Below are 23,355 nucleotides of genomic sequence, written 5' to 3' on the forward strand. Positions count from 1 at the left end.
TATTTTTTTAATACATTTATTGAGTGAAGAATAAAAATTTAAGACTTTTTATGTTTTAAATTTTATTTTTCACATATTTTTTATTAATCAAAACCCCCCGGAACAATGAAACACAATTGTATTAAAAATGTGTTTTTAGCATCTTTCATGCTCGCTGGTTTCTTAACAACCACAGCACAAGAAAGTAGAAGTCTAAAGCGAATCAAGATGGTTGAATCTTCTAAATCATCTTTAGAAAAAGCCCCCGAAATTCTTAGAAAAAAACTTCAACTCTCCTCCAACGATGGTTTGGTAAAAGTAAAGGAGAAACGTGATGACCTCGGTTTTACTCACAAGAAATTTCAACAAAAATTTAAGGGTCTTAAAGTTGAATTTGCCACCTATACAGCACATGCTAAAAATGGCAGATTGAAAACTATGAATGGTCAATTTTATGATGTTGGTAAAGTGAATGTTATTCCTAAACTCTCTAATCAACAGGCCTTTCAAAAAGCGTTGGATCATACCGGCGCTGAAAAATACCTTTGGGAGTTTCCAAAAGCTGCCAAAGAGATGGATAATTACCAAAAACCTGAAGGTGAATTGGTAATTTTACCTAGAGAAGTTATACGTACTGATGTCCCTAAATTAGCATACAAGTTTGACATTTTTGCTACCAAGCCTTTGAGCAGAGGTTACTTGTATATTGATGCGCATACAGGTAAAGCTTTGTTTTTTAACCCTATTATTAAGCACGCAGACAACTTTGGTCATGTAGGTGAGGTTTCTCATGTTTCTCATGAACATGCTAAAGAAAGTTTTGAATCTATGCTGGTTGCTGGTTCTGCTCAGACTCGTTATAGCGGCACTCGTTCTATTGAAACTAGAAATGATGGTGGCGTATTTAGCTTGAATGATGAATCTAGGAAAGTGTATACTAGAAATGCTAATAATCAGCCTGCTTCTGGTTATCCTTATATTAACAATTATACGGAGTTTACCGATAATGATAATAATTGGACTACGGCCGAACATAGTGCGAATAAAGACGATGCTGCTTTAGATGCGCATTGGGGTGCTATGATGACCTATGATTATTTCCAAGCTGAGCATAATAGAAATAGTTTTGACGATAATGGTGCTGCTATTCGTAGTTATGTGCATGTTGGTACGAATTATGACAATGCCTTTTGGAATGGTTCGGTAATGTCGTACGGTGATGGTTCTTCTAATGGTGCTGAAGGTAATGGTCGTTTTGATGCATTAACTTCTATTGATGTAGCTGCTCATGAAATTGGACATGCTGTATGTACGAGTACTGCCGATTTAGCTTATCAACGTGAATCTGGTGCTTTGAATGAAGGTTTTTCTGATATTTGGGGTGCTGCTGTTGAGCATTTTGCGAAAGGTAATGGTAACGATATGGCTCCTGACCCTGCGGTATGGTTAATTGGTGATGAAATTGATAGAAGAGCTGGTGCTGTTGCTTTGCGTTCTATGAGTAATCCTAATGAAAGAAGTCAGCCTGATACTTATGGTGGTTCTTATTGGAAAGACCCTAACTGTGCTTTTCCTAGTTTTTTTAATGATTATTGTGGTGTGCATACCAATTCTGGTGTTTTAAATTACTGGTTCTACTTGCTTACTGTTGGTGGTTCTGGTACAAATGATATTGGTAATAATTTTAATGTTGCTGGTATTGGTATGACTAAGGCTGCTAAGATTTCGTACCGTTTGGAAGCGAATTATTTATCGGCGAATTCTACTTTTGCCGATGCTAGAGAGGGCGCTATTATTGCTGCTTCTGATTTGTATGGTGAGGATAGTGCTGAGGTTTTTTCGGTAATTAATGCTTGGTATGCTGTAGGTGTTGGAGAACTTTGTTTCTTAGATGCTCCTGATAATTTTGTTTCTTCTTCTATTTCCGATGCAGCATTTTCTTTATCTTGGGATGCCGTTCCTAGCGCGATGTCTTATACTATTGATATTAATGGTACCATTGATGGAGTTACAAACCCTGGTGAATTTACGGTTACGGGTACTTCTTTAGCGGTTCCTAATTTAGATCCTGGTACTGTTTATGTTTGTACTATTAAAGCGAATTGTACGGACGGTGGTAGTGGTAAACTTGCCACGCTTTCTGTTGCTACTACGGGTACTCCTCCTTTGCGTTACTGTATTTCTGAAGGAAATAATGTTGACGATGAATATATTGGTAGAGTTCAAATTGGTAGTATTGATAATACGACTCCTAAGGGTAGTGGTTATACGGATCATACCGATCTTTCTACCGATTTAGCTAGAGGTAGTTCTCAAACAATTACTGTTACTCCTGTATGGCGTGCTACTGCTTATGAGGAAGGTTATGGTGTTTGGATTGATTATAATCAAGATGGTGATTTTTCTGATCCAGGTGAAACGGTTTGGACTAAAGATAAATCGAATGAGACTCCTGTTAGTGGTACGTTTACGGTTCCTACCGATGCTTCTTTAGGGGCTACTCGTATGCGTGTTGTTATGAAATATGATGCTACGCCTACTGCTTGTGAAAAGTTATTTTCGTATGGTGAAGTTGAGGATTATACAGTAGTAATTACTGCTGTGTCTGCCGATACAGAAGCGCCTACAGTTCCTACGAATTTTATGACTAGCGACGTTACGTTGTCGTCTGCTACTTTAAGTTGGGATGCCGCTACTGATAATGTTGGTGTTGTTGGCTATGATGTTTATCAAGGTGCTACTTTAGTTGAATCTACGGCGAATACTTCTATTGCTGTTAGTGGTTTGAATATGAATTCTTCGTATACTTATTCTGTAAGTGCTAAAGATGCGGCTGGTAATTCTTCTACAGCTGTTGAACTTACGTTTATGACCTTAAACGATACGGAAGCTCCTAGTGTTCCTTTAAATGTAGTGGCTTCTAATATTACCATGTCTTCTGCTACTTTAAGTTGGGATGCTTCTACGGATAATGTTGGTGTTGTTGGTTATGATGTTTATTTAGGTACTGACTTGGTAAGCTCTGTTACGAATACTTCTATTGACCTTAGTGGTTTAACTTTGGATTCTTCTTATACGTATTCTGTAAGTGCTAGAGACGCTGTTGGTAATGTTTCTGCTAAAACTGATGTTTCTTTTGCTACGTTAGCTGATACTGAAGCTCCTTCTAAACCTGGAAACTTAACAGCTTCTGGTATTACTAAAACGAAAGCTACTTTAAATTGGAATCCTTCTATTGATAATGTTGGTGTTGTTGGTTATGATATTTTTAGAGGCACTTCTTTAGTAAGTTCTACCACAAATACTTCTTTTGCTTTGACTGGTTTATCTGCGGGTACTTCGTATACCTATTCTGTAAAGGCTAAAGATGCTGCTGGTAATATTTCTGCTACTGCTACTGTTACTTTTAGAACTGTGGATAATGGTCCGACCTATTGTTCTGCTCAAGGGAATAGTACGAGCACTGCTTGGATTGATTATGTTGCTGTTGGTGGTATGTCTAAATCTTCTGGTTCAAATGGTGGTTATGCTAACTTTACGAATAAGGTTGGAAATCTTAGTAAAGGCGGTAGTTCTTTAATTACGGTAAGTGCTGGCTATGCTAGTAGTAATAACAGACCTACGATGTTTTTTGCTGTTTGGATTGACTTTAACCAAAATGGTTCTTTTGATAACAACGAGCGTATTATGACCAATGCTTCTAGTCAGCAAGGTAATCGTTCTACTAGTTTCTCTATTCCACATTCGGCTAAATCTGGTAAAACGAGAATGCGTGTTGCTATGCGTCATAATAGAGAGCCAAATCCTTGTGGTTCTTTTTCTAGTGGTGAAGTTGAAGACTATTCTGTTAAGATTGGTTCTGGTGGTTTTATTGTTGGACTTGATGGTACACCTCAGGAGGATGCTATTTCTAAAATGTTGGTATATCCTAATCCAGGAACTAATGAAATTCAGGTTAAACTTCCTGATACGGGTAAAATGATGCATTATAGAATTATAAATAGCATAGGGAAAGTTGTGTTATTTGGTGATTTGAACTCTTCTCGTATTAACATTTCTAGTTTGAATACTGGTATGTATTTTATTGAGGTTTCTAATGGTGAAAAATCATTTAAATCTAAATTGATGAAGAAATAATAAGTTGTACTTATTATCTGATAGAAAACCCAAGCTTTTGCTTGGGTTTTTGTTTCTTTGCATAAATTTTAGCAAATGAATTACCTATCTGTAGAAAACATATCGAAAGCATATGGCGAAAAAATATTGTTTCAAGACATTTCTTTTGGAATTAACAAAGACCAAAAGATAGCTTTTGTTGCGAAAAATGGTAGTGGTAAAACTTCTATTTTAAATATTGTTGCTGGTGTTGATGAGTCGGATACAGGACAGGTAGTGAGCAGAAAAGGTATTGATATTGCTTATTTATCGCAAGATGATAAATTAGATCCTTCTTTATCTATTGAAGAGACCATTTCTTCTACAGATAATAAAGTTCTAGATATTATTAAGCAATATGAAAAGGCTTTGGAGAATCCGGATAATACGGAAGCTTATCAAGAAGCTTTTGAATTGATGGAGCAACATAATGCGTGGGATTTTGAAACGCAATACAAGCAAATTTTATCGAAGTTAAAGCTGGATAATTTACAGCAAAAGGTTGGTTTGCTTTCGGGTGGTCAGAAGAAACGTTTGTCGTTGGCTCTTGTTTTGATTCAGAAACCTGACTTGCTTATTTTAGATGAGCCTACTAACCATTTAGATTTGGAAATGATTGAATGGTTGGAAGCTTTTTTTGCTAAAGAGAAAATTACTTTGTTTATGGTTACGCACGACCGTTACTTTTTAGAGCGTGTGTGTAATGAAATTATTGAACTTGACAATGGTCAATTGTATAAATACAAAGGGAATTACTCGTATTATTTACAAAACAAAGAAGAACGTTTGGCCTTAGAAGCTACCAATTTGAGTAAGGCTAAAAGTTTATTTAAGAAGGAGCTGGATTGGATGCGTCGTCAGCCTAAAGCTCGTACTACGAAGTCTAAATCTCGTATTGATGACTTTTTTGAGATTAAGAAGAAAGCGCATAAGCGTAGAACTGAGCATGAAGTTCAGTTAGAGATTAATATGGAGCGTTTAGGTAGCAAAATTGTAGAGCTTCATAAGATGAAAAAATCGTTTGGTGATAAAGTTATCTTAGATGGTTTTGACTATGTGTTTAAACGTGGTGAGCGTATTGGTGTTATTGGTAAAAATGGTACTGGTAAGTCTTCTTTTTTAAATATGTTAACTGGTGCTATTCCGTTAGATGGTGGTAAAGTTGTTGTTGGTGAAACGGTTAAGTTTGGTTACTATACTCAAAAAGGGATTGTAATTAAAGAAGGGCAAAAGGTTATTGAGGTTATTAAGGAGTTTGGTGAATATATTCCGTTGAGTAAGGGTCGTAAGATTTCTGCTGGACAACTTCTTGAACGCTTTTTGTTTGACCGTAAAAAGCAGCACGACTTTGTTGAGAAATTGAGTGGTGGTGAGCAAAAGCGTTTGTACTTATGTGCGGTGTTGATTCAGAATCCAAACTTTTTGATTTTAGATGAGCCTACGAACGATTTGGATGTGGTTACGTTGAATGTTTTAGAGAACTTTTTATTGGATTATCCTGGTAACTTGATTGTGGTTTCTCACGACCGTTATTTTATGGATAAGATTGTTGATAATCTATTTGTGTTTAGAGGTGAGGGTGCTGTTGATAACTTCCCTGGTAATTATTCTGATTTTAGAGCTTATGAGGACTCTAAGCCTAAAGAAGAAAAAGAAGTAAAGCAAGAAGTGGTTGCTTCTGTTAAAACTCCTAAAAAGGGTGTTTTAAGCTATAATGAGAAACGTGAATGGGGCTTACTTGAAAAAGACATTGATAGATTACAAAAGAAAAAGGCTGCTCTTGAAGAGAAGTTTATGAATGTTGAGTTTTCTGCCGATGAGATTAATGAAAAATCTAAGGAGCTTCAAGATATTATTGAAAGTATTGAAGAAAAGGAAGAACGCTGGTTTGAACTTTCTATGAAATTGGAAGGGGAGTAGTTCTTCCTTTTCTTTTGGTTTTTATTTTAGATTGCTTGTTTTATACTTTAGGATACAAGAATATTCAATTGGATTAGCAGTTTTATAAAACCGACCGCTTGTTTTATACTTTAGGGCACAAGAATATTCAATTGGGTTGGCAGTTTTATAAAACCGACCGCTTGTTTTATACTTTAGGACGCAAGAATATTCAATTGGATTGGTAGTTTTATAAAACCGACCACTAGTTTTATACTTTAGGACACAAGAATATTCAATTAGATTGGTAGTTTTATAAAATCGATGACCTGTTTTTTATAGGTTTACTATGAATTTAATTTTTGCTATGTTTTGATATTCTGGTGATTTGGCTCCATAAATACTTTTGACATATTTTTTTACATTTTGTACTGTTGTATATAAGTTTGCGCCATCTTTATACAGTATTGCATTTCTTTCTATTAACTTAGAACTGAATGCTGCTTCTGTTTGATCTACCTTTTTGGTACTTTCCACCAATGAGGCATGGTAATCGTTTAAGCTTTCTAATTTTAATTCTTCTAAGTTTGGACTGTAGGCTGGTATGGTTGTTAGCAGTTGTATAAGTTTTGCAAAATTGTCTGCTAATTGGGTATAGGATTGTCTTGATGTTGATATTGTTTTCTTTTCTTCTCCTGTTGCTTCGTCTATTTGTTTCTTTTTCTTTGTATTTCCTTGTATGAGTTTATTTAAATGTTTTGCTTGTGCTAATATTCCTTCTGTAAGCCCTAAAATTTCTAATTGATTGATTACTCTTGTTGAGGTTTTCTTTAGGGTATTGTATTTTTCTTGTCGTACTGAAATGGCGTTTTTCTTTGCATTTCGTTTTTCTTCTGCCTCTGTTATGGCATTGAGTGCATTTGCATAGAGTAGATTTAAATTTTCTACGGTAAGGCTTTCTACTGGTGGATTGTAGTTGGTGTATAAACTTATGTGTTCTATTAGCTTTTGTAAGTTTGCTACATTTTTGGCATTTCCTGTTTCATATTGCTTGCTCATTTTTAATGGTTTTTGAAGTAAGTCTTATACCTTGTATTCTGACTTACTTGTGTTAATACTGCTTTTAATTTAGCTGTATTCTTTGCCTTTTACTAAGGCTAATGAACAAACGGTAGGTTTTATGTAATTAACGGTTGTGTTTTTTGTTTTTGTGGTTTTATTTTGTTGGGAGTTAATAGTTTATGTATATGGTATTAATTACTGTTGTTTATTTTTAATTGAGAATAAAAGTTTAAATAATTCATTTCTTCGTTTTTAAACTCTATAGTTTTGTTTTTCAAAATTACAGTAGAATTATCAATCCATTTAGCAGAAAAGGGTCCCCAACCATCAGGTTTATAACTTCCTATATTTTTTAACTTTCCATTAATATTTTGGAATAACTGAAAACCATTATTACTGTAACCTGCTTCTATATCTGAATTTACAGAGATTAAGAATTTTCCATTTTCCGAAAAATATGGCCTACCAAATAATTTTGTGGTTTCTCCGCTGATGTCATTAATTAATTTATATCCATTTCCTTCTCCCCATTGGGTACGAACAGAATAAAAACCAAAATCTTTAAAATAATGTTCAAAGGTGTTATCTGTCTCGTCTGTATTTGGGTCTAATGAAATAAGTTTCCAGTTATTATTAGTCATTTTTAAGTGAAGCCCTGCAGAATCTTTTTTTGCGAATTCTTTATTAATGTTTAAAAGATATTTTTCAATTTCTAAAGCAGTTCGATGACTATTATTATGAAGCGTAGTTAAAGAATCTAAAACTTCAATTTCAAGAAAATATTCTGTGATAGGTATTGAATCAGTATTCTTTAATATTATTGAATAAGAATTATTAAAATGTAAAATTGTATCTAATTTAGTTGGTTCAAACCATCTTTCAATTTTGGATTCAACGGTTGTTATTGGTTCTTTAATTTCTTTTTCTTCTAATGTAAGGTCTGTTTGCAATTCAGCTTTTACTGATTGTGATTGGTTTGTTGTATTCTGTTTACAACTTAAAAGAATGAAAAATAGGATTATGAATATTAATTGTTGATTCATATTGTTCTAACTGACGTTTAATGGATGATTCCGTTGCGTGCTTAGTCAACTAAATTAGTAAATACAAACTGAATAGTAAAACTGTGAGGATTTTTATAGATAGAAACAAGCAATTATTTATATGGATTGTTCTGTGTAGTTTTATCTCCTAAAAAACTCCCACCATTTTTTGTTATTCTTATCTAAAGTTTTAAATCCAGTGGATTTATTTTGATTTTCGGTACTATTTGTTTTCTCTTTTTTCCTATTTAAATCATCTATCACACAGTCGATGGCGCCATCAATATCAGAATTTATCTCTTCTGGTATAAGTGTTTTAATATGATTTAAGTCTTCCAAACTAATCTTATTCACAGAAATTTTTAACCAATTTAAGTTTGATATTTGGGTAAATATAGATTCAGGGAACTTTTTAATTTCATTAAATCTTATATCGAATGATTCTAGATTTTTAAGCTTGCTTATCGACTGGTTAAGGGTATTGATTTTATTATTTGAAAAATCTAAAATTTTCAGACTTTGAATACTAAAAATAGAATCAGGTATACTTGTAAACTTATTATAATTCAATTTTATATCTTCTAAAACTTTAAGATTTGAAAATGATTGAGGTAAGTTCGAAAACTTATTGGATCCTAAATTTAAATCCTTTAGGTTGGTTAGTAACCCAATTTCTTTTGGAATTGATTCCAATTTATTACCATTGAGATTTAAATATTTTAAATTTATTAAAGATGAAATTTCAACAGGTATGTGTTCTATCTTATTATTACTAATAGTAAGTTTTTCTAGTGCTGTTAATTTAGTTACTTGTATAGGAAAAGTCTTCAGTTTGTTGAACGACAAATGCAAAGATGTTAAGTTCTTTAATAAGTTAATTCCTGAAGGAATTTGATCGATATGATTTCCATGAAAACTAAGTTCTTTGATTTCGTTTAATAGTACTATAATTTCTTCCGCAGTTAAATCAGAATTTCTATTTCGGTAACCATAGATCATTTTAAGGTCTACTAACCAATTAAAAATCTCTTGATAAGGCGCTGTATTTTCGACTTCAACAGATTGACTTAATTTTGCTAACCGAGATTTACGTTCTTTCAAGTTTTCGAGCAGATGAAATTTTGTGAAATAATGTGTTAAAAAATGATCATCTTCATCTTTACTATTAGCCCAACTAGGACTATTACCATATTCCCAATCGGCAACATGTAAAAGTTTTTGGCCATGAAACGCTGCTCCAAAACCATGCTCACATTCCCATGTACAAGAACCAGAAAACCCTATGAATGCTATATCATCTTGATCAGAATCACTAATATTTATAGAATCAATAGTAATATAATTTATAAATTCTATTGGATCTTTAACTAATGGAAAGCCTGAATAGCTTGTGTAACTGTGTTCTTTTTGGTTATTATAGAAGGGTTTATGCTCAATTTCTTTGTAAACACCATGGAAATCAAAGAAGTATTCTTCATCTTGTTTTAGGTATTGAATGATGTTATTCATCATTTTATTTGCGCTTGACACTAGAATTTTATGTGTTTGTAGTTGTATCTCGCTTGGTTGGTTGTCTTCGTCAGTGAAACTAAAATTAATTGCTATATAATGGCTTTTACTTTTCTTGTAAAAAGATGTAAAATCTGTAAATAAATCTTCAAACTTTATATAATAACCTAGTTCATCTGATTCTGTAAGTTCTAATTCAGGTAGCATTTAAAAGTTTTTATTATGATTGTTGTTTCAATTGCATACAATTTGTTTATATGAGGAGCTTTTATAGACTCATAGTCAATTTATATATTAAATGTGTAGCTTTGTTTTTTAGTATTTCTTTTCAATTTTCGCGAGTCTAATGTACTCAATGTGTGTTGGGAATTTATTTTTTAATCTGTTATTATCCAGTCTCCTTTCTCTTTGTTATAGTAAGCTGCGTATCCGTAATATGACTGAAACCATAGTCGATAATCTTGTTCTTTGACTATTTTATATTGATATAGAGTTCCAATATTGGTTCTTGTAGGAACATTTTTGTTTAGTGTTTTTTCAAGTTCTGTTAATGTAGTTGGATATAAACCGAATTGTTGTTTATAGCTTTCCAAGGGCTTAATAATCAGTTGAGCTTTTTCTAATGAACTGTTTATTTGCCAAGTCCTGATTGGGTTGGAAATAGCCCAAATGATGAACAACTGAATTATTGAGATTAAAAAATATTTTTTTAGTTGCCAACCGAATTTCTTGTCTAATAGTTTAGCAATAACAAATCCAATAATTAATATAACTAAGAGTCTTATCATAAAATGAGTTACACTAAAGATAAGTTCCCAAACAAATGAAAATTTCCAGGTATAGGCACTCAAACAGAAAAGGGACAGTACTCCATAAAGCAACAGGATTATGGAATCAGGTTTCAATACTCTTACTATTAGTAGTCTCATTTTTAGACTTGCACGCAACTTATTTATATTAAATAATTAAATATATAGCGTTGTTTTTTATATGTTTCTTTTTCATTTTTTGTGAGTCTAATGTACTTAATGTATGTTGGTTTTGCAAGTGGACTATTTGCTATTGTTTTTTAAATATTTGATATAATTATTTAAAAGCCCTTTTATTTGTTCAGATGCTACTGGATTTGCTGAATGAACTTTAAATTTTAAGTTTCGTAAATCAAGTCCTGATTCATAAACTAACCATTTAGCGCAAGCCAATCCATCCAAAGCTACAACTCCGTTTTTGTCAAGGCCAAGATCATTGTCAAAACTTATATAATTAGGCAATCCATTCTTGTTTATGTAAGTAACAAATTCATCATAAGTTCTAACGATATCGAATTCAGATTCCATTGATTTATCATAAATCATTTCGATGGTTCTTATATCGTCTAAAAAAAGCTTTTTCATATTTTTATTTTGGAATAACTAGGTGCTCTTTCTCCTAAGTTTAATACTTCTTTTTCAATTTTTTATTCAGTTTTATATTCAATTTTTACTTCATTTCCTTGGAAAAAGGATTTACACTCTTTTTTTACAAAATTTAAATTAGGTTCATGAATTATTTCTAAGTTGTTATTGTCAATCCATTTGGCAGAAACTTTTTTACTTTCTCCATTAAAATAAATTATTCCAGCACCACCACCAGAATTCCATTCCATTATTCCACTTGTATGAATATATTTTCCGTTCGTAAATTCTTCATTTACTCTAAATTCCTTTGTTCCATCAGCAGTTGAAATTCGGACGATTTCATTTGTTGTAAATTCAACTTTTGGTCGAACTCTTCTTTTCGCTTTTGGTTTTTCAGTTGAGATTAGTTTTAAGAAGTTTTGTAATTCAGTTTTTCTTTCCTGAATTGTCTTTTCATCTGCACCAAGCTCTTTCCATAATTCCAAGTCAATTCCGTTATCAATTATTTCTTTGACCATGAATAAAATTTCTGGTTCAAGAGATTTTGTTTCCCATTGAGCTAAAGCAAGTCCGAACAATGAATTATTCCTGTCGTCTGAGTCGGAAAAATAGTTAGCAAATTCTTTTTTTATTTGATTCGAAACCCAAACTTGATTTCCACCATTATTATACTTTTCGAAAAAGCTCGAATAAATATCTAATGTAGTATCATTCCCTTTTATTTTAGTGTTCCAAACTCCCATTCAATTTCAATTTTTACGAGCCTAATGTACTGAAAGCTTGCTAGTGTTACAAGTGAGGTTAGATGAATATGCTTTTTTAATTGATTATATAATATTAAGCAACATTTTTATTCGATTTATATTCAGATAGCCAACTTTGAAACCCCATTGCTTCAGCTCCATTTCCATTAGCCACCTTTTTAATTATTTTCAATGCAATTTGTTCAGTTTTTTTATCAACTTTCAATTTTTCCAGCATTTGGGTTGCAACCCAAAGGTTAGTTTTATTTTCCTTAACGGTAAGTAATTCTGCAAAGTTTAGAATTTCAGTTTGGTTGTTTTTTTCTGAAAGTAAATTTATAATCTCATACATTCTTGCAACTGCAGAATTATTTCTATTCACAGATTTTTTATCAGAATAATCTACTTCTGCACAGGTTTTAGTAAGATTTAGATATTCTCTTTTTAGTTCGTTTATGTCCATTATTTTTAATCTTTTCTCAATTCGGATTTCGACTGAGTATTTAATTTAGATTGATACTTTTCTCTGTCCTTTGAGTGAATTCCGAAAATTGTAATTCCGCTATCAAAGATTTTAATATCAAAATCACGTTTTATATTATATTGGTCGTTTAAATCGTTTGATAAGTAAAGAAATCCTAAAAACAAAACAGTAAATCCAATCCAAAAAACTTTAGAAAAAAGCTTAGGAATATTGACTTTCCAAAATCGATTAATAGTCAAAGTTACTATTAACCAAAAGGCAAAATAAATTAGTAAATCAATTGCCATTTCAGTCAGAAAATATTGTGTAGATAAAGATGTATGAAATCCATCACATTTATAAATTAGCGGAAATCCGTAAAAGAATTCATCAGTTCCGTCAACTACAATTCCGTACTTCCATTTTGTTATACTTCCAAATGAAATTAAAGTTAGAGGTAAAGCTTGATGTAAAATCAGTTTTTTCATTTATCAGATTTGAGTGAGGAAATGCATCAATAGGTTTGTGTATGGTTTGTTGTGTGTTTTAAGGACAAGCTTTATTTACAATTTGTTTTGATTGCTTTGAGTAAATGTTTTTGGAATTTGTATGTTACAAAACGAAAAGGCAAGTGTAAAATAAAACCAATAAACCCTTTAAGTTTATAGTTACTTGATAATTCTAATAAAACTCCGTTGGATTTTCTAGTCAACTGATACCCTCCAGTTTTTATTTCAAATGGACCATTAGACAAATTCATTACATGTCCCACTTTAAAATTGTCTGAAGCATTGAAACTGAATCGATACTTTTTATGTAAATCCCATTCAAGTATTTCCTGTTGAAACTCTGCATCATTTGAGAAATGAGCAACTCGATAACCGCCAACACCTTCCTTTATTACTTTGGCAGAAACTGGTTTAGGTACTCCTAGGATTGAAAGAAAAATAGGATACGGAAATTTGTTAACCATTACATCTGTTATCTCTTTCCAAATTTGTTCTGGAGAACTATTAAGAGTTATCTCATTGCAAATATATTTTTGTTTGTAACCACTAAAGAATTTCATGTTTTTATAATTTTTCTTTTTCAATTATTGCATGTCTAATGTACTAAAAGTGTGTTAGTGTTACAAGTGGGTAGAGGGTTTGTGTTTTTGAATTGATTTAGTTATTAATTATATACTGTATTAAGCGACGTTTTTTCTCTTATACAATACAATATTATTTATTTCAATTGGTTCAGTTTTGAATTTTGCTAACCAATTTTTATTTATTTCCTTTAATGAAATTATGAGTTTATCATTAAAATCTTTCCAATAACTTGACGTTTCACAGATTTCAAATCCCTTTAAATTATCGATTCTTAGATATAGACAAACCTCATTTTCTATAAATAAATTTTCACGAACAATGATTATTTGAGAGATTTCATTCCATTCAATATTTTCTTTTTTGTTATTAATTATAGCAGTGAATCCAGATTTATTATATAATTCAATTTTTAAAGATTTAAATTGATCTTTTCTTTTATCTAATTTAATTTGTTTAGCCTTTTCAGTATTCTTTCCAATTATTTTATTTTTTGGAGATATGTAATCCCATATGTATATCATTGAAGACATTCCTATCAAAGCCATTATAATAATTCCACCTGTTGTTAGGGATTCTTTATTTAAATAGTAAAATAGAAATGAAAAAACTAGACCTAGAATTCCAAGTAATAAGTTTTTATATCCAATAATATATTTTGAATTGTTTTGTTTCATTGTGTTGATTAGCGTTAATGTATAAGCGTAAAAGTGGTTTTTTTAGAATTTTTATTTAAAAGCATGCTAGTTTTGTAAGTGGGATTAGAGAGGTTATATTTTTGTTGAAGGGATATGTTTTTTGTATTGATTTAGTTATGCTGTTAGACATTAGACTTTATACAATGTAAACCATTGTATTCCAAAAGACATGAAAGACAATAGATGGTTCAATAGATTTCGATTTGAAATATAGGAATCCTGATATTATTCCGCCAAAAAATGTTAAATAGAATAGATGCCAATCTTGATTTGATGATTCTAGGATTAAATTATAATTAATTGTGTGTTTTTGTACTCAACTTAGCAATTAAACAGGATGCTACCGCTATTTTATTTCTTCTTTTAATAATTCTTTTACTAGTCTTTCGAGGTGTTGTTTGTATTTTACTTCTACTTCCAATTCTTCCTTTTTATTGAAATTAGCATACATTTTCATTTGATTATTACCTAAGAAATATATTCCTATATGCGGTGTATCATCATTTATAATATGTCTTCTAGTTCGAGATATAATTAACCAAGATAATCGAGTCCCTATTCTTAATGATTCATTAAGCCCTTCCTTTCTCATTTCTTTGGTTAATCTAATTATATCTTTGTTAATATGATATTCTTCGTCGTTGACAGATAAATATTTAGAGCAATTTTCTTCTGTATCATTCCAGCTCTCTATAAATTCTCCTTTTATTCCTTCTCCATTTTCATAATATTTTGCAAGTTTATTTAGCTTTATTTCAGGGAACTGTACTTGTATTTCTGATGGCTTTGCTTTTTTAAATATCCAACTTTTTAATATTTCTACTTGCCTTTTAACATCACTGCTTGTTGTTTTAAAAATAGTACAGCCATCCCATTCGAACTCATATATTGGATTTTTACTAAAATAAAATGGATATATCTTACAACCTCTGTCTTTGTCTTTTAATTCAATATGGGATTCGTTATCAAAACCTGGTATAATAATTATTTTATTACTATCTATTTTTTGTAATTCATTACAGGTCCTATTGAGTTCTGATTGTAATAATTCTAACTGGTTACTCATTTTAATCTTGACTTTTTCTTAATTCGTTATAAGGTTTTTTTGTATGGTTAGTTATGGGGTTAAGCAAAGAGTTTTTATTTCTTAATAATGAAATCCCTGAAACTAGTCCAATTGTGGCAATTCCAAACATTAATAATTGTTTTTGTTTAATAGTCTTTTCTAAATTGCCAATCGCTTTGCTTTTTTCTCGAATTTCTATTTCAGATAATTTATTTGAATCTATTTCTAAAAATGTTCTTGCATGTTGAATTTGATATTTATCTGTAATCATTGTTCCTAAAATCCCGATTCCAGATAAAGGAATTAGCAAAAATAAAAGTCCGACAATAATGTAAAATATAAGTGTTTTCATAGCTTTAAATGTTATGAATTCGACCTTTTAGTTTACTTCTATTAAACGAATTGACTCTAGTTTGGTCTTGTTTTTTTATAATCTCATATGTGATTATAGGAACTAGTAAAAATCCACCAATAGCATATATTACATAATGATTCCAATTTCCATTAAATACTAGGTTTAGTGATAAGAAGATTAAAGGTGTTCCGATTAACAAAATTAAACCAGCTCCAATTTGAGCAATTTTAGATTCTTTTGTAAATAATTCATCAACGTGAAATTTTGTTTTTATTCCGCAATTTTTACAATTCAGTATTTTGTTTTCTCCATCTTGCATAGCAAATTCAACTCTTGTATTTGCACTCGTTGAAAATCCAATTTCAGTTTCACAATTTTTACATTTTCCGTAAATTTTCATTCGTTTTCTTTAATCGTTATAGACGCTACATAACTTATTGTAAGTGGAACTCTGTTTATTAAGTGGATAGCATTATTTTTTTATGTTTCTTTTTCAATTTTAGTGAATCTAATGTACTCAATATTTGTTAGTGCAGAATTAGATTTGAGGTTGTAAATTGTTATAATTTCGCTACTCTATTCTATTGATATAGTTTTTAAATTTTTTAAACAATCTTTTTTCTTGTATTCTAAAAATAAACCAAAACCATAGTAATGAAAAAGGTAGCAACAAATAAATCCAAATAGGAAAATTTTCTCCAGAGATATATCCTACAAAGAATATGAAAAGAGAAACAAATAGAGCGAAATATAACTCTATCCGAATTTTTGTATTCATTTCAATAAGTGTATTTCCATTTTCAGACTCACTTAAACTTCCATAACCTTTAATTCCATCAATTGCTCCAGGAAATCCACTCATGGTTAATGTTCCAAAAGAGATATTAGATAAAAATTTAAGTTCGTTTTGTTTGCTCCATTCTATTTTGAAATCGGGTTTATTATTCAGGTTTATTTTTTCTTTTAAATCGGATATTGTTCCGTTAAATTCAATAGTATCTTTTAATAGTATTTTGGTTAACAATTTTTTTAGTTTTAAAGTATTTTCATGGTTTCGTTTAATCGTTAATGGAGAATATGAGAATGTAATCCAAGGTTATTTCGATCGTAAATTGTTGGGAACCACTAGTTGTTAGTTATTTTTATTCGTTTTATTTGATTTTTGTATTGTATTTCAGTTTTCCCAATTTCATTTTGGTCCAGTCCATTATAAATTGAAAAGAAATTTTCATTATCGGACTCAGATTCTTTTTCAAGTACAAATTCAATTCCAGTAAGTAATTCGCTCTCTTTTGTATAAGTTAAAATATTAATTCCAATTATTGGCTTGTTTAAATTTTTAACTAATTCTGGTTTACCATTTTCTTTCCAAGTTAGTGGCATTTCATCTCCACTTCCGTACCAGTCTAGTTTGTCAGATAATTCAAATGAGTTTATAGTTAGGCTGAATTCAGCTATTTGATATACTGTAAATTCAAACCTGATTCCATTAATTTCTAAGATTACTGGAGCATCGGCAAGCCATTCATTTTCATTGATGTCCCACATAATCCAAAATCGGTTAATCTTTTTTCCAATAAGCTCGGATAAGGTTTTGTTAAATTCTTTTTTAAAGCTTTTGGCTTTAGTGTGAAAGTTTGGTTTGTATGTAGGAATTCCAAGCATTAATTTTTAATGTTTCTTTTTCAATTTTAGTGAGTGTAATGTACTTAATATGTGTTGGTGTTGCAAGTGGTGGTGATACTTGTTTTTATTTTAATATAGAGTATCCTTTATGTTTTAGATAAATTCTGTTATTTATTTTTAACTTGGTTTTAGATAAAAAATCAATTTTAGTTGTATCGGAACCTCCAAGTCCAACAAACACTATTTTCACAGTGTCCTTTATTTTAATTAAACTAGCAATTGGTTCAGAAGAGTTAGTTTCATAGTAATTATTTAGAAGTTTTTTATTGTAGTTAATGTGTTCCCATGAACTTAAATTATTATAGAATTGCAAGCATAAAATAGTTTCTATATCTGAGTTTTTAGTATTCAAATCCATCAACCAAAAACCATTAAGATTCTCTCGTACTGAATCTATTATAGTTAAATCAATTTTATAATCATTCTTAACACGAATTAGATTCTGTTTTGGATTAGTACAACTAATTATTCCAAGAGAAAGAATTAGTATATAAAATGTATTTTTCATTTAGCAACTTTATTATTTAAATAAAAGTAGTTGAATTTTAGTTGATTATAGGTTGTTGTTATACGTTTTTATATTTCGCCAACCTCTTTTTTCAATTCTTCTTACATTTTCGGATTCTTTTATTGTTTTAAGAAATTCTGAGAGTAAGTTTAACTCATTATCTTTTTGGTTTCCTTCGAATGGTAAAATATAAATAGCATTTCCGAAGTTATCTCTTGTTTTTTTAGGTGAATCATCTACAATTAGAGTTTTTTCAAGCTTGAAGCCTTGTTTTTTTACTTTTTTAAGTCTTTTTTCATGAACATATTTATCCAATTGATAGTCACGTCTTGGAGTACATCTGCTACGTGCCCAAACAAATTCAAATTCTATTTCTGCAGGTTTTATTAGTTTAACAATATCATTTACATATTTATCATCTGCAGATGACCAAATTGCAAGTTTGAAATACTTATTCATTTCAGTCAGAAACTTCATTAAGTTTGGTCGTTTATATACGTAATATTGCACATACTGAAAGTCCGAATCAATCTCAAGTTTTGTTTCGGTAGCGTGAATTAGAGTTTCATCTAAGTCAAGAATTAATAAAATCTTTTCTGTTTCTTTCAAGCTGCTTAGGGTGGTTTTGTATAATTGTTTGTTATGGGTAATACATTAATTTTTTTCTTCAGTAATAATATCTCCTTCAACTATTGGTACTATTACGAATCCGTATTCTACATCATTAGGAATTTTATACTTTTCCTAATATTCACCACTAATTCCTGCTAATTCACCTTTTTTGTCATAGACTTCAAGTCTTGTATCACCGAAAAATATTTTAGCTCCAATATTAAATAAAATTGAATCTGTATTTACAAATTCAAATATTTTCTCTTCATTCGATTGCAACATGTAATTCCTTTTTTAGGTATTGCCATTTTCTAATTAATACATTGTTGTAATGCGTTATTTTTTATTTTGATAGAGTTCAATTGCTTTTAGGTATTTTATTCCACCAGTTTTTGTTTGGTCGTGAATAAATCCATTCAATTCTGGATGATTTTTGTCAATCCAATTCAAAAGTTTATCTCGATTTTTAACAAAAATTGAATCATTAAAAATCACATTTTTTGCCGTTTCAATACTTGTTATTTTATCATTATCGAAATAGATGATTTGTTCGCTGACAATAGGCTCTTTATGAAGGAAAGAGATTCTTTTATCTGTTTTTGAAATTTTAGCTTTTACAGTTTTATTTTCTTGTTTTATTTCGATGATTTTGTAAGTTGGTTCATACACAGAATCCCATTTTAACCATTTGATGTATTCTTTTTTAGAAAATGTTTGCTCATAATCATATTCGGTTTCCTTTATTAATAGGCTATCGGTAAGCAAAATTTCGATTTCAGAAACATTTGATTTATCAAGAACGTTATAATATTTCTTAGCAATTTCCAATTTATCAAATTCCTTTTCAGAATTTTTACAGGAATTGATTACTATTGTTATGAGTAGTAAAAAAACTGTGAATTTATTCATTTTATGTTTTTTGTATTGATTTAGCTATTATTTATATACAGTTTTATTACATATTTATTGGAGGTCCTGCTTGTCCTGTTATTTGTCCGCCAAAGTTTATCAATTCAAATAATCTTAAGACAGCTTCATCCAAATAGTCTTGATTGCAATAATATCCATTTATTTTTCCGTACTCAGTATAATCGGAAATATTAAACCCTTCCTCAATATCGTTATACCAAATTATTTTACGTCCGCAAATTGCAACAACCCAAAATCCACCACCCTCGTTTCCAAAATTTGGTTCACTCCATTTTTCAGGACCTATGTTTATTAAATTCCAAAAATTAAGATGTTTTCCTTCTAATTTATATTCTGCATCCCATATTTCAGAATAGAGTTGTTTTTCGGTTATTGGTTCCCACATATTTAATTCAGTTTTTTTCAAATTGCAAACAAAGGGTTTGTGTATGAGTTTGTTGTATAAAGCTAGCAATTTTTTATAGTTATTGTTGATAATAGTTTTATTTAATTTTATGTTCAGCGATAATATCATAATAGAACATGATTGCTATAGCTAGTTTTGTATTCTCAACATCGTAATCGTTTTCTCCCAGATAAGTTGTAAAGACTGAAACTAAAATGTATGGACTAGGTTTAAATTTAGCATTATGATTATTGTTAAGCTTTTTAAACTCTAATAAAGATTGTTTTAAATTTTTTTGATCACAATTTTTTGTAATGTATTCATAAAAATCTCCGTTATAATCGATTATAAATTTTTTATTTTCCTCTTTTACAGGATTTAACTTCCATACTTTTTTGAAAGTACTATCCTCAGTAAACTTCTTTATAGCGTTGAAGCTATTTTTCTCATTTATGATATTCGGATTTATTTTTTTTTGAAGTAAATCTTCAAGGTAATTTTGATAAGCTTTGTTACTTTCAGTTTTTGGATAATATTTCTTTAGAACTACGTCAAATTCATTAACAAGATTTTTAAGTTGTTTTAAATCAGTATTATTGATTTGGCTTTGTGAAATTTGAGTGACAATAAAAAAAATAAAAATTAAGATTCGTTTCATAGGTGTTTGTTTTTAATTATTACCAAGGATATTGGCTATGTGTAGTTGGGTGGGGTAGTACTTAATTTTATAAGTACACATTAAACTGAAAATTTGTGAGCAATGTTATTTTTTAAAGTTCATTCTGTATATAATTCTTTCTATTACTAATTCCCCATTTTTAGTTGCAGGAATATATAATAATTTGTTGTCAATTATATTACTTATCAAAGGTTCAGAAATCTCTTCTATTTGATTTAAGCTTTTGTCAAAAGATTCAATATCAAACTCTGTTAAAAAACCTATTTTTTGAATATGATAATATCCTTTTTTGTCTATTATTGAAGCTATCCAAATATTTTTTTGTCCATATTTCTTTCTTAGAATTCTAAGTTGTTTTTTTGATAGATTATTCAGAATATGACTTTTTAAATCTTTTTCTTTATTTATTAGGCTTGCACTTCTATTTCCTTTTCCATTTTCATCTAAATATTTTGCTTTTTCTTCTGTATGTTTTAAGAAGTTAAAACCAAATTTTTTATTAAGCAATTTTTCTATTTTGTAGTCATAACAATTATTCATATGAAATCTTGAACTTTCAATTTTTATTCCATATTCTTTTATAATTCTAATTTGAGTGTCTGTTAACCAAGGAGTTTTTTGGATTCTTAAAGTAAAGTTATTTTGATTGAAATCTTTTTCAGCTTTATCGAGTTCTTTTTTACATGAAACCTCAGTCGTATCAGGCTGGAATTCGAATTGAGCCTGAATTGAAATGGTAAAAAATAATAAAAATATAAGCAGTTTGTTTTTCATAATATTTTATAACTTGTTTATATGAGAATTTTGTACGTTGTATTACTTTCAATTTTCATAATACTTATACACGACCGCTAATTCTTTCCATCGATTGTTTTCGAGCGAGTAAAAGCTAAAATTTAGTTGCGTGTAGTTTGTTCTATATCTTTTTTGATCTAGAAAAAGAGCTAGTGTACCGTTTCTTAGAATAATTGGTTTTGAAAAAGTATAAACAATAGCGCACATATTCTTTTCCTTTTCTGTTCCTAGTTTTTCAGTTCGGTTGAATGCATTTTGAATTTCTTGCGGACTATCAAGGCGACTAGAGTAAGGAAATAAATGTTCTTGCCATTCGTGGTTTAATAATGTACTTAGTTCTTTTATAATGTAACTCTTTTCTTTAGCTGATAACTTTAAATTTTTAGTTTGTTTTCCTCTATATAATGACGATAATTCAAATTCTTTAGTTGATTGAATAGCTGATATTGTTGCATTGATTATTGATGCTTCTATGGACTTTGTATAGTATAGAGTGTAACACTCAAATTGTTCATATTTCCACCTTGATACCCAATCTCTATAAGGATCTTCCATTAGTCCTAACTTATTCTTAGGAATCTTAGATCTTTTGGATTTTTTATTCCTCTTACTAGGAATAGAAGCCTTAAATTCTTCAAGGTTTATTTTGTTAAATGTTTGCTTCTTTTTTTCTAGTAGTTGCTTAGCTAATTGTAATTCCTCAGAAGACATATAAGCCTTAATTAAATGTCTAGTAGTAGTTCCTTTTTGAATTGGATCGTAAGCTGCAGCAATTTCAGCCCAAACCAAGGCATTTACTTTATATTTTGGAGTGGTTATACTCTTTTGAAAATAAATAACAGATAATAATCCCATTGCTCTACCAAACTTTTGGTTTGCCGATTTAATTAAATATTGTTCGGCTAAGGAGTCATTCTTTATTTCTAATTCTTTATTGTAATAACAATATCCAACTATAAATTGAGCTGTTTTGTCGCCCGAATCGGCATAAGGTTGCATGATTTTAAAGGATTTTATAAACTTCATTGAGTCAAAATATTTCAATCCTTTTTTATACTTAGCGTTTTGTGAAAATGATATTGCTGATATAAAGCAAAAGATTATTAATGTTAGTTTTTTCATTCTATTTAATTTGTGCGTAACGGTATTGTGTATAAGTTTGTTACGTAAGGATAGCAATTCTTTATAGTTATTGTTGTACGTTCTTTATTTTAAACAATACTTTTTCCTTTTTCAGTTATAAAGATATTGTCTTGATTTCTGGTTAAACATTCAATTTCAATCAATTTTGTTATTGTTGATTCTATTTCTTGCTGAGATAATATTTCTCTATATCTTTTATTTACTTCCGAAATATTGGTTTCTCCTTTATTAACATAATTAACAAAGCGAAGAAATGAATCATCTCTATAAGTGAAACCTTTTTTAAAAAATATCCTATATTCAAAATCTTCATCTAGTGCTTCTTGAGCTTGGTTAAAAGAAGAAATTAAATCCATAGTTTCATTGTCATAACCTTTGAATTGATATTCAATTGATTTATAATTAATACTTTTAATTGAATTAAATTTAGAAAGTCTTTTTTCTTCTATAGGCTTTTTATAGTTTTTTAATTTTTCTTCGATTAGGTTTTCTAGTTCTTGAATTAAATTTTTAATGTCCTTTTTATTTAGTGATATAATACTAATTGTATTATTTAATTTTTCATTCGATATTTTATGTTTTATAAATGGCGAAATTGTAAAACTTTCAAATATTGAAGCATAGCCTAATTTTATATATTCACCATTTTTATAAAAGTACATTGATACTCCATCGTCATATGGAAGAGCATTTTTTATTCGATGGTTTTGTTCTCTGGTTAAATGACAAGGATAACAAACCTCTTTAGGAAGGTATTTACTGTCAGTTTGTATTATTGGTATTCTACAATCTTCACATTTAAAAGCAGTTTTCGAAAGCCACCAATCAGGGCACTCTCTTGACCATTCATCAGGTGAAGGGAAGTAAAATTCAGCGTTATGTTTTTCAGCTAAAGTTTTTCCAATTGTTTTGGCTTCTTTACTGAGTTCTTGTTGACTTTCAAAGTCTATATAGTTAAGAGTAGTTACACTCTCTTTTTTATACCCTAGCCTAGTTTTATAAACTAGCTCAATTTCTAATGCTAGGTAATCAAAATCTGAATACCATAAGCATTGTACAGCTTTAGGCTTTTTATAGTCTTCTCCAATGATCTTCTGAATTATTTTTTTTAGCATTTTGGTTTTAACTACGCACTACTTATTTATATATTAAGTGTTAAGTGCATAGGATTATTTTTA

General features: G+C 29.9%; 27 protein-coding genes. 2 read left to right on the top strand and 25 right to left on the bottom strand.

Features of this window, described 5'->3' with window-relative positions:
- Positions 1 to 105 precede the first annotated feature (105 nt).
- The gene (locus tag F7018_RS00900) at positions 106 to 4,116 is read left to right on the top strand and encodes a M4 family metallopeptidase (protein ID WP_150898095.1); all 4,011 of its coding nucleotides are present in this window, start codon (positions 106 to 108) and stop codon (positions 4,114 to 4,116) included.
- Positions 4,117 to 4,191: 75 nt separating this feature from the next.
- Complete coding sequence (locus tag F7018_RS00905) at positions 4,192 to 6,054, top strand: ABC-F family ATP-binding cassette domain-containing protein (protein WP_150898096.1); 1,863 nt, start codon at positions 4,192 to 4,194, stop codon at positions 6,052 to 6,054.
- 294 nt (positions 6,055 to 6,348) lie between these two features.
- Here F7018_RS00905 and F7018_RS00910 read toward each other — a convergent pair whose 3' ends face one another.
- From F7018_RS00910 to F7018_RS01025, 25 genes are all read right to left on the bottom strand, one after another.
- Positions 6,349 to 7,071 carry a hypothetical protein gene (locus tag F7018_RS00910; RefSeq protein WP_150898097.1) on the bottom strand — a complete coding sequence of 241 codons (723 nt, stop codon included), beginning with the start codon at positions 7,069 to 7,071 and terminating at the stop codon, positions 6,349 to 6,351.
- 194 nt (positions 7,072 to 7,265) lie between these two features.
- Positions 7,266 to 8,117 (bottom strand): hypothetical protein, encoded by an 852-nt coding sequence (locus F7018_RS00915; protein ID WP_150898098.1) that lies wholly within the window; start codon positions 8,115 to 8,117, stop codon positions 7,266 to 7,268.
- A 141-nt stretch (positions 8,118 to 8,258) separates the two neighbouring features.
- Positions 8,259 to 9,833, bottom strand: coding sequence for a leucine-rich repeat domain-containing protein (locus F7018_RS00920; protein ID WP_150898099.1), 1,575 nt, complete (start codon positions 9,831 to 9,833; stop codon positions 8,259 to 8,261).
- Positions 9,834 to 10,003: 170 nt separating this feature from the next.
- Positions 10,004 to 10,414: a hypothetical protein gene (locus F7018_RS00925; RefSeq protein ID WP_150898100.1), complete on the bottom strand. Its 411-nt coding sequence runs from the start codon at positions 10,412 to 10,414 to the stop codon at positions 10,004 to 10,006.
- 264 nt (positions 10,415 to 10,678) lie between these two features.
- A complete protein-coding gene (locus F7018_RS00930; RefSeq protein ID WP_150898101.1) occupies positions 10,679 to 11,020 on the bottom strand; it encodes a cyclic-phosphate processing receiver domain-containing protein in 342 nt (113 codons plus the stop codon).
- A 62-nt stretch (positions 11,021 to 11,082) separates the two neighbouring features.
- Complete coding sequence (locus tag F7018_RS00935; protein WP_150898102.1) at positions 11,083 to 11,766, bottom strand: hypothetical protein; 684 nt, start codon at positions 11,764 to 11,766, stop codon at positions 11,083 to 11,085.
- Positions 11,767 to 11,860: 94 nt separating this feature from the next.
- Positions 11,861 to 12,229: a hypothetical protein gene (locus tag F7018_RS00940; RefSeq protein ID WP_150898103.1), complete on the bottom strand. Its 369-nt coding sequence runs from the start codon at positions 12,227 to 12,229 to the stop codon at positions 11,861 to 11,863.
- A gap of 5 nt (positions 12,230 to 12,234) precedes the next feature.
- The gene (locus tag F7018_RS00945) at positions 12,235 to 12,717 is read right to left on the bottom strand and encodes a hypothetical protein (protein WP_150898104.1); all 483 of its coding nucleotides are present in this window, start codon (positions 12,715 to 12,717) and stop codon (positions 12,235 to 12,237) included.
- A 71-nt stretch (positions 12,718 to 12,788) separates the two neighbouring features.
- Entirely contained in the window at positions 12,789 to 13,322 is a 534-nt protein-coding gene (locus tag F7018_RS00950) for a hypothetical protein (RefSeq protein WP_150898105.1), read from the bottom strand.
- Between the two features lie 96 nt (positions 13,323 to 13,418).
- Positions 13,419 to 13,997, bottom strand: coding sequence for a hypothetical protein (locus tag F7018_RS00955; protein ID WP_150898106.1), 579 nt, complete (start codon positions 13,995 to 13,997; stop codon positions 13,419 to 13,421).
- Positions 13,998 to 14,154: 157 nt separating this feature from the next.
- Positions 14,155 to 14,319 carry a CPBP family intramembrane glutamic endopeptidase gene (locus F7018_RS18825; protein ID WP_150898460.1) on the bottom strand — a complete coding sequence of 55 codons (165 nt, stop codon included), beginning with the start codon at positions 14,317 to 14,319 and terminating at the stop codon, positions 14,155 to 14,157.
- A gap of 45 nt (positions 14,320 to 14,364) precedes the next feature.
- Entirely contained in the window at positions 14,365 to 15,084 is a 720-nt protein-coding gene (locus F7018_RS00965) for a hypothetical protein (protein ID WP_150898107.1), read from the bottom strand.
- Position 15,085: 1 nt separating this feature from the next.
- The gene (locus F7018_RS00970; RefSeq protein WP_150898108.1) at positions 15,086 to 15,436 is read right to left on the bottom strand and encodes a hypothetical protein; all 351 of its coding nucleotides are present in this window, start codon (positions 15,434 to 15,436) and stop codon (positions 15,086 to 15,088) included.
- Between the two features lie 4 nt (positions 15,437 to 15,440).
- A complete protein-coding gene (locus tag F7018_RS00975; protein WP_150898109.1) occupies positions 15,441 to 15,839 on the bottom strand; it encodes a hypothetical protein in 399 nt (132 codons plus the stop codon).
- Positions 15,840 to 16,010: 171 nt separating this feature from the next.
- Positions 16,011 to 16,463 carry a hypothetical protein gene (locus tag F7018_RS00980; protein WP_150898110.1) on the bottom strand — a complete coding sequence of 151 codons (453 nt, stop codon included), beginning with the start codon at positions 16,461 to 16,463 and terminating at the stop codon, positions 16,011 to 16,013.
- A 101-nt stretch (positions 16,464 to 16,564) separates the two neighbouring features.
- A complete protein-coding gene (locus F7018_RS00985; protein WP_150898111.1) occupies positions 16,565 to 17,104 on the bottom strand; it encodes a hypothetical protein in 540 nt (179 codons plus the stop codon).
- A gap of 85 nt (positions 17,105 to 17,189) precedes the next feature.
- The gene (locus F7018_RS00990) at positions 17,190 to 17,633 is read right to left on the bottom strand and encodes a hypothetical protein (protein WP_150898112.1); all 444 of its coding nucleotides are present in this window, start codon (positions 17,631 to 17,633) and stop codon (positions 17,190 to 17,192) included.
- Positions 17,634 to 17,678: 45 nt separating this feature from the next.
- Positions 17,679 to 18,242 carry an NIF family HAD-type phosphatase gene (locus F7018_RS00995; RefSeq protein WP_150898113.1) on the bottom strand — a complete coding sequence of 188 codons (564 nt, stop codon included), beginning with the start codon at positions 18,240 to 18,242 and terminating at the stop codon, positions 17,679 to 17,681.
- Positions 18,243 to 18,377: 135 nt separating this feature from the next.
- Positions 18,378 to 18,527: a hypothetical protein gene (locus tag F7018_RS18230; protein ID WP_175578600.1), complete on the bottom strand. Its 150-nt coding sequence runs from the start codon at positions 18,525 to 18,527 to the stop codon at positions 18,378 to 18,380.
- A 54-nt stretch (positions 18,528 to 18,581) separates the two neighbouring features.
- The gene (locus F7018_RS01000) at positions 18,582 to 19,154 is read right to left on the bottom strand and encodes a hypothetical protein (RefSeq protein ID WP_150898114.1); all 573 of its coding nucleotides are present in this window, start codon (positions 19,152 to 19,154) and stop codon (positions 18,582 to 18,584) included.
- 46 nt (positions 19,155 to 19,200) lie between these two features.
- Positions 19,201 to 19,581, bottom strand: a complete 381-nt coding sequence (locus F7018_RS01005) for a hypothetical protein (protein WP_246175019.1) — start codon at positions 19,579 to 19,581, stop codon at positions 19,201 to 19,203.
- A gap of 76 nt (positions 19,582 to 19,657) precedes the next feature.
- Entirely contained in the window at positions 19,658 to 20,218 is a 561-nt protein-coding gene (locus tag F7018_RS01010) for a hypothetical protein (protein WP_150898115.1), read from the bottom strand.
- Between the two features lie 105 nt (positions 20,219 to 20,323).
- Positions 20,324 to 21,013 carry a hypothetical protein gene (locus F7018_RS01015; protein ID WP_150898116.1) on the bottom strand — a complete coding sequence of 230 codons (690 nt, stop codon included), beginning with the start codon at positions 21,011 to 21,013 and terminating at the stop codon, positions 20,324 to 20,326.
- 48 nt (positions 21,014 to 21,061) lie between these two features.
- Entirely contained in the window at positions 21,062 to 22,156 is a 1,095-nt protein-coding gene (locus F7018_RS01020) for an SEL1-like repeat protein (RefSeq protein ID WP_150898117.1), read from the bottom strand.
- Positions 22,157 to 22,245: 89 nt separating this feature from the next.
- Entirely contained in the window at positions 22,246 to 23,292 is a 1,047-nt protein-coding gene (locus tag F7018_RS01025; protein WP_150898118.1) for a hypothetical protein, read from the bottom strand.
- Positions 23,293 to 23,355: the final 63 nt, after the last annotated feature.

The organism is Tenacibaculum aiptasiae (genome assembly GCF_008806755.1).
In the GTDB taxonomy this organism is placed as follows: domain Bacteria; phylum Bacteroidota; class Bacteroidia; order Flavobacteriales; family Flavobacteriaceae; genus Polaribacter; species Polaribacter aiptasiae.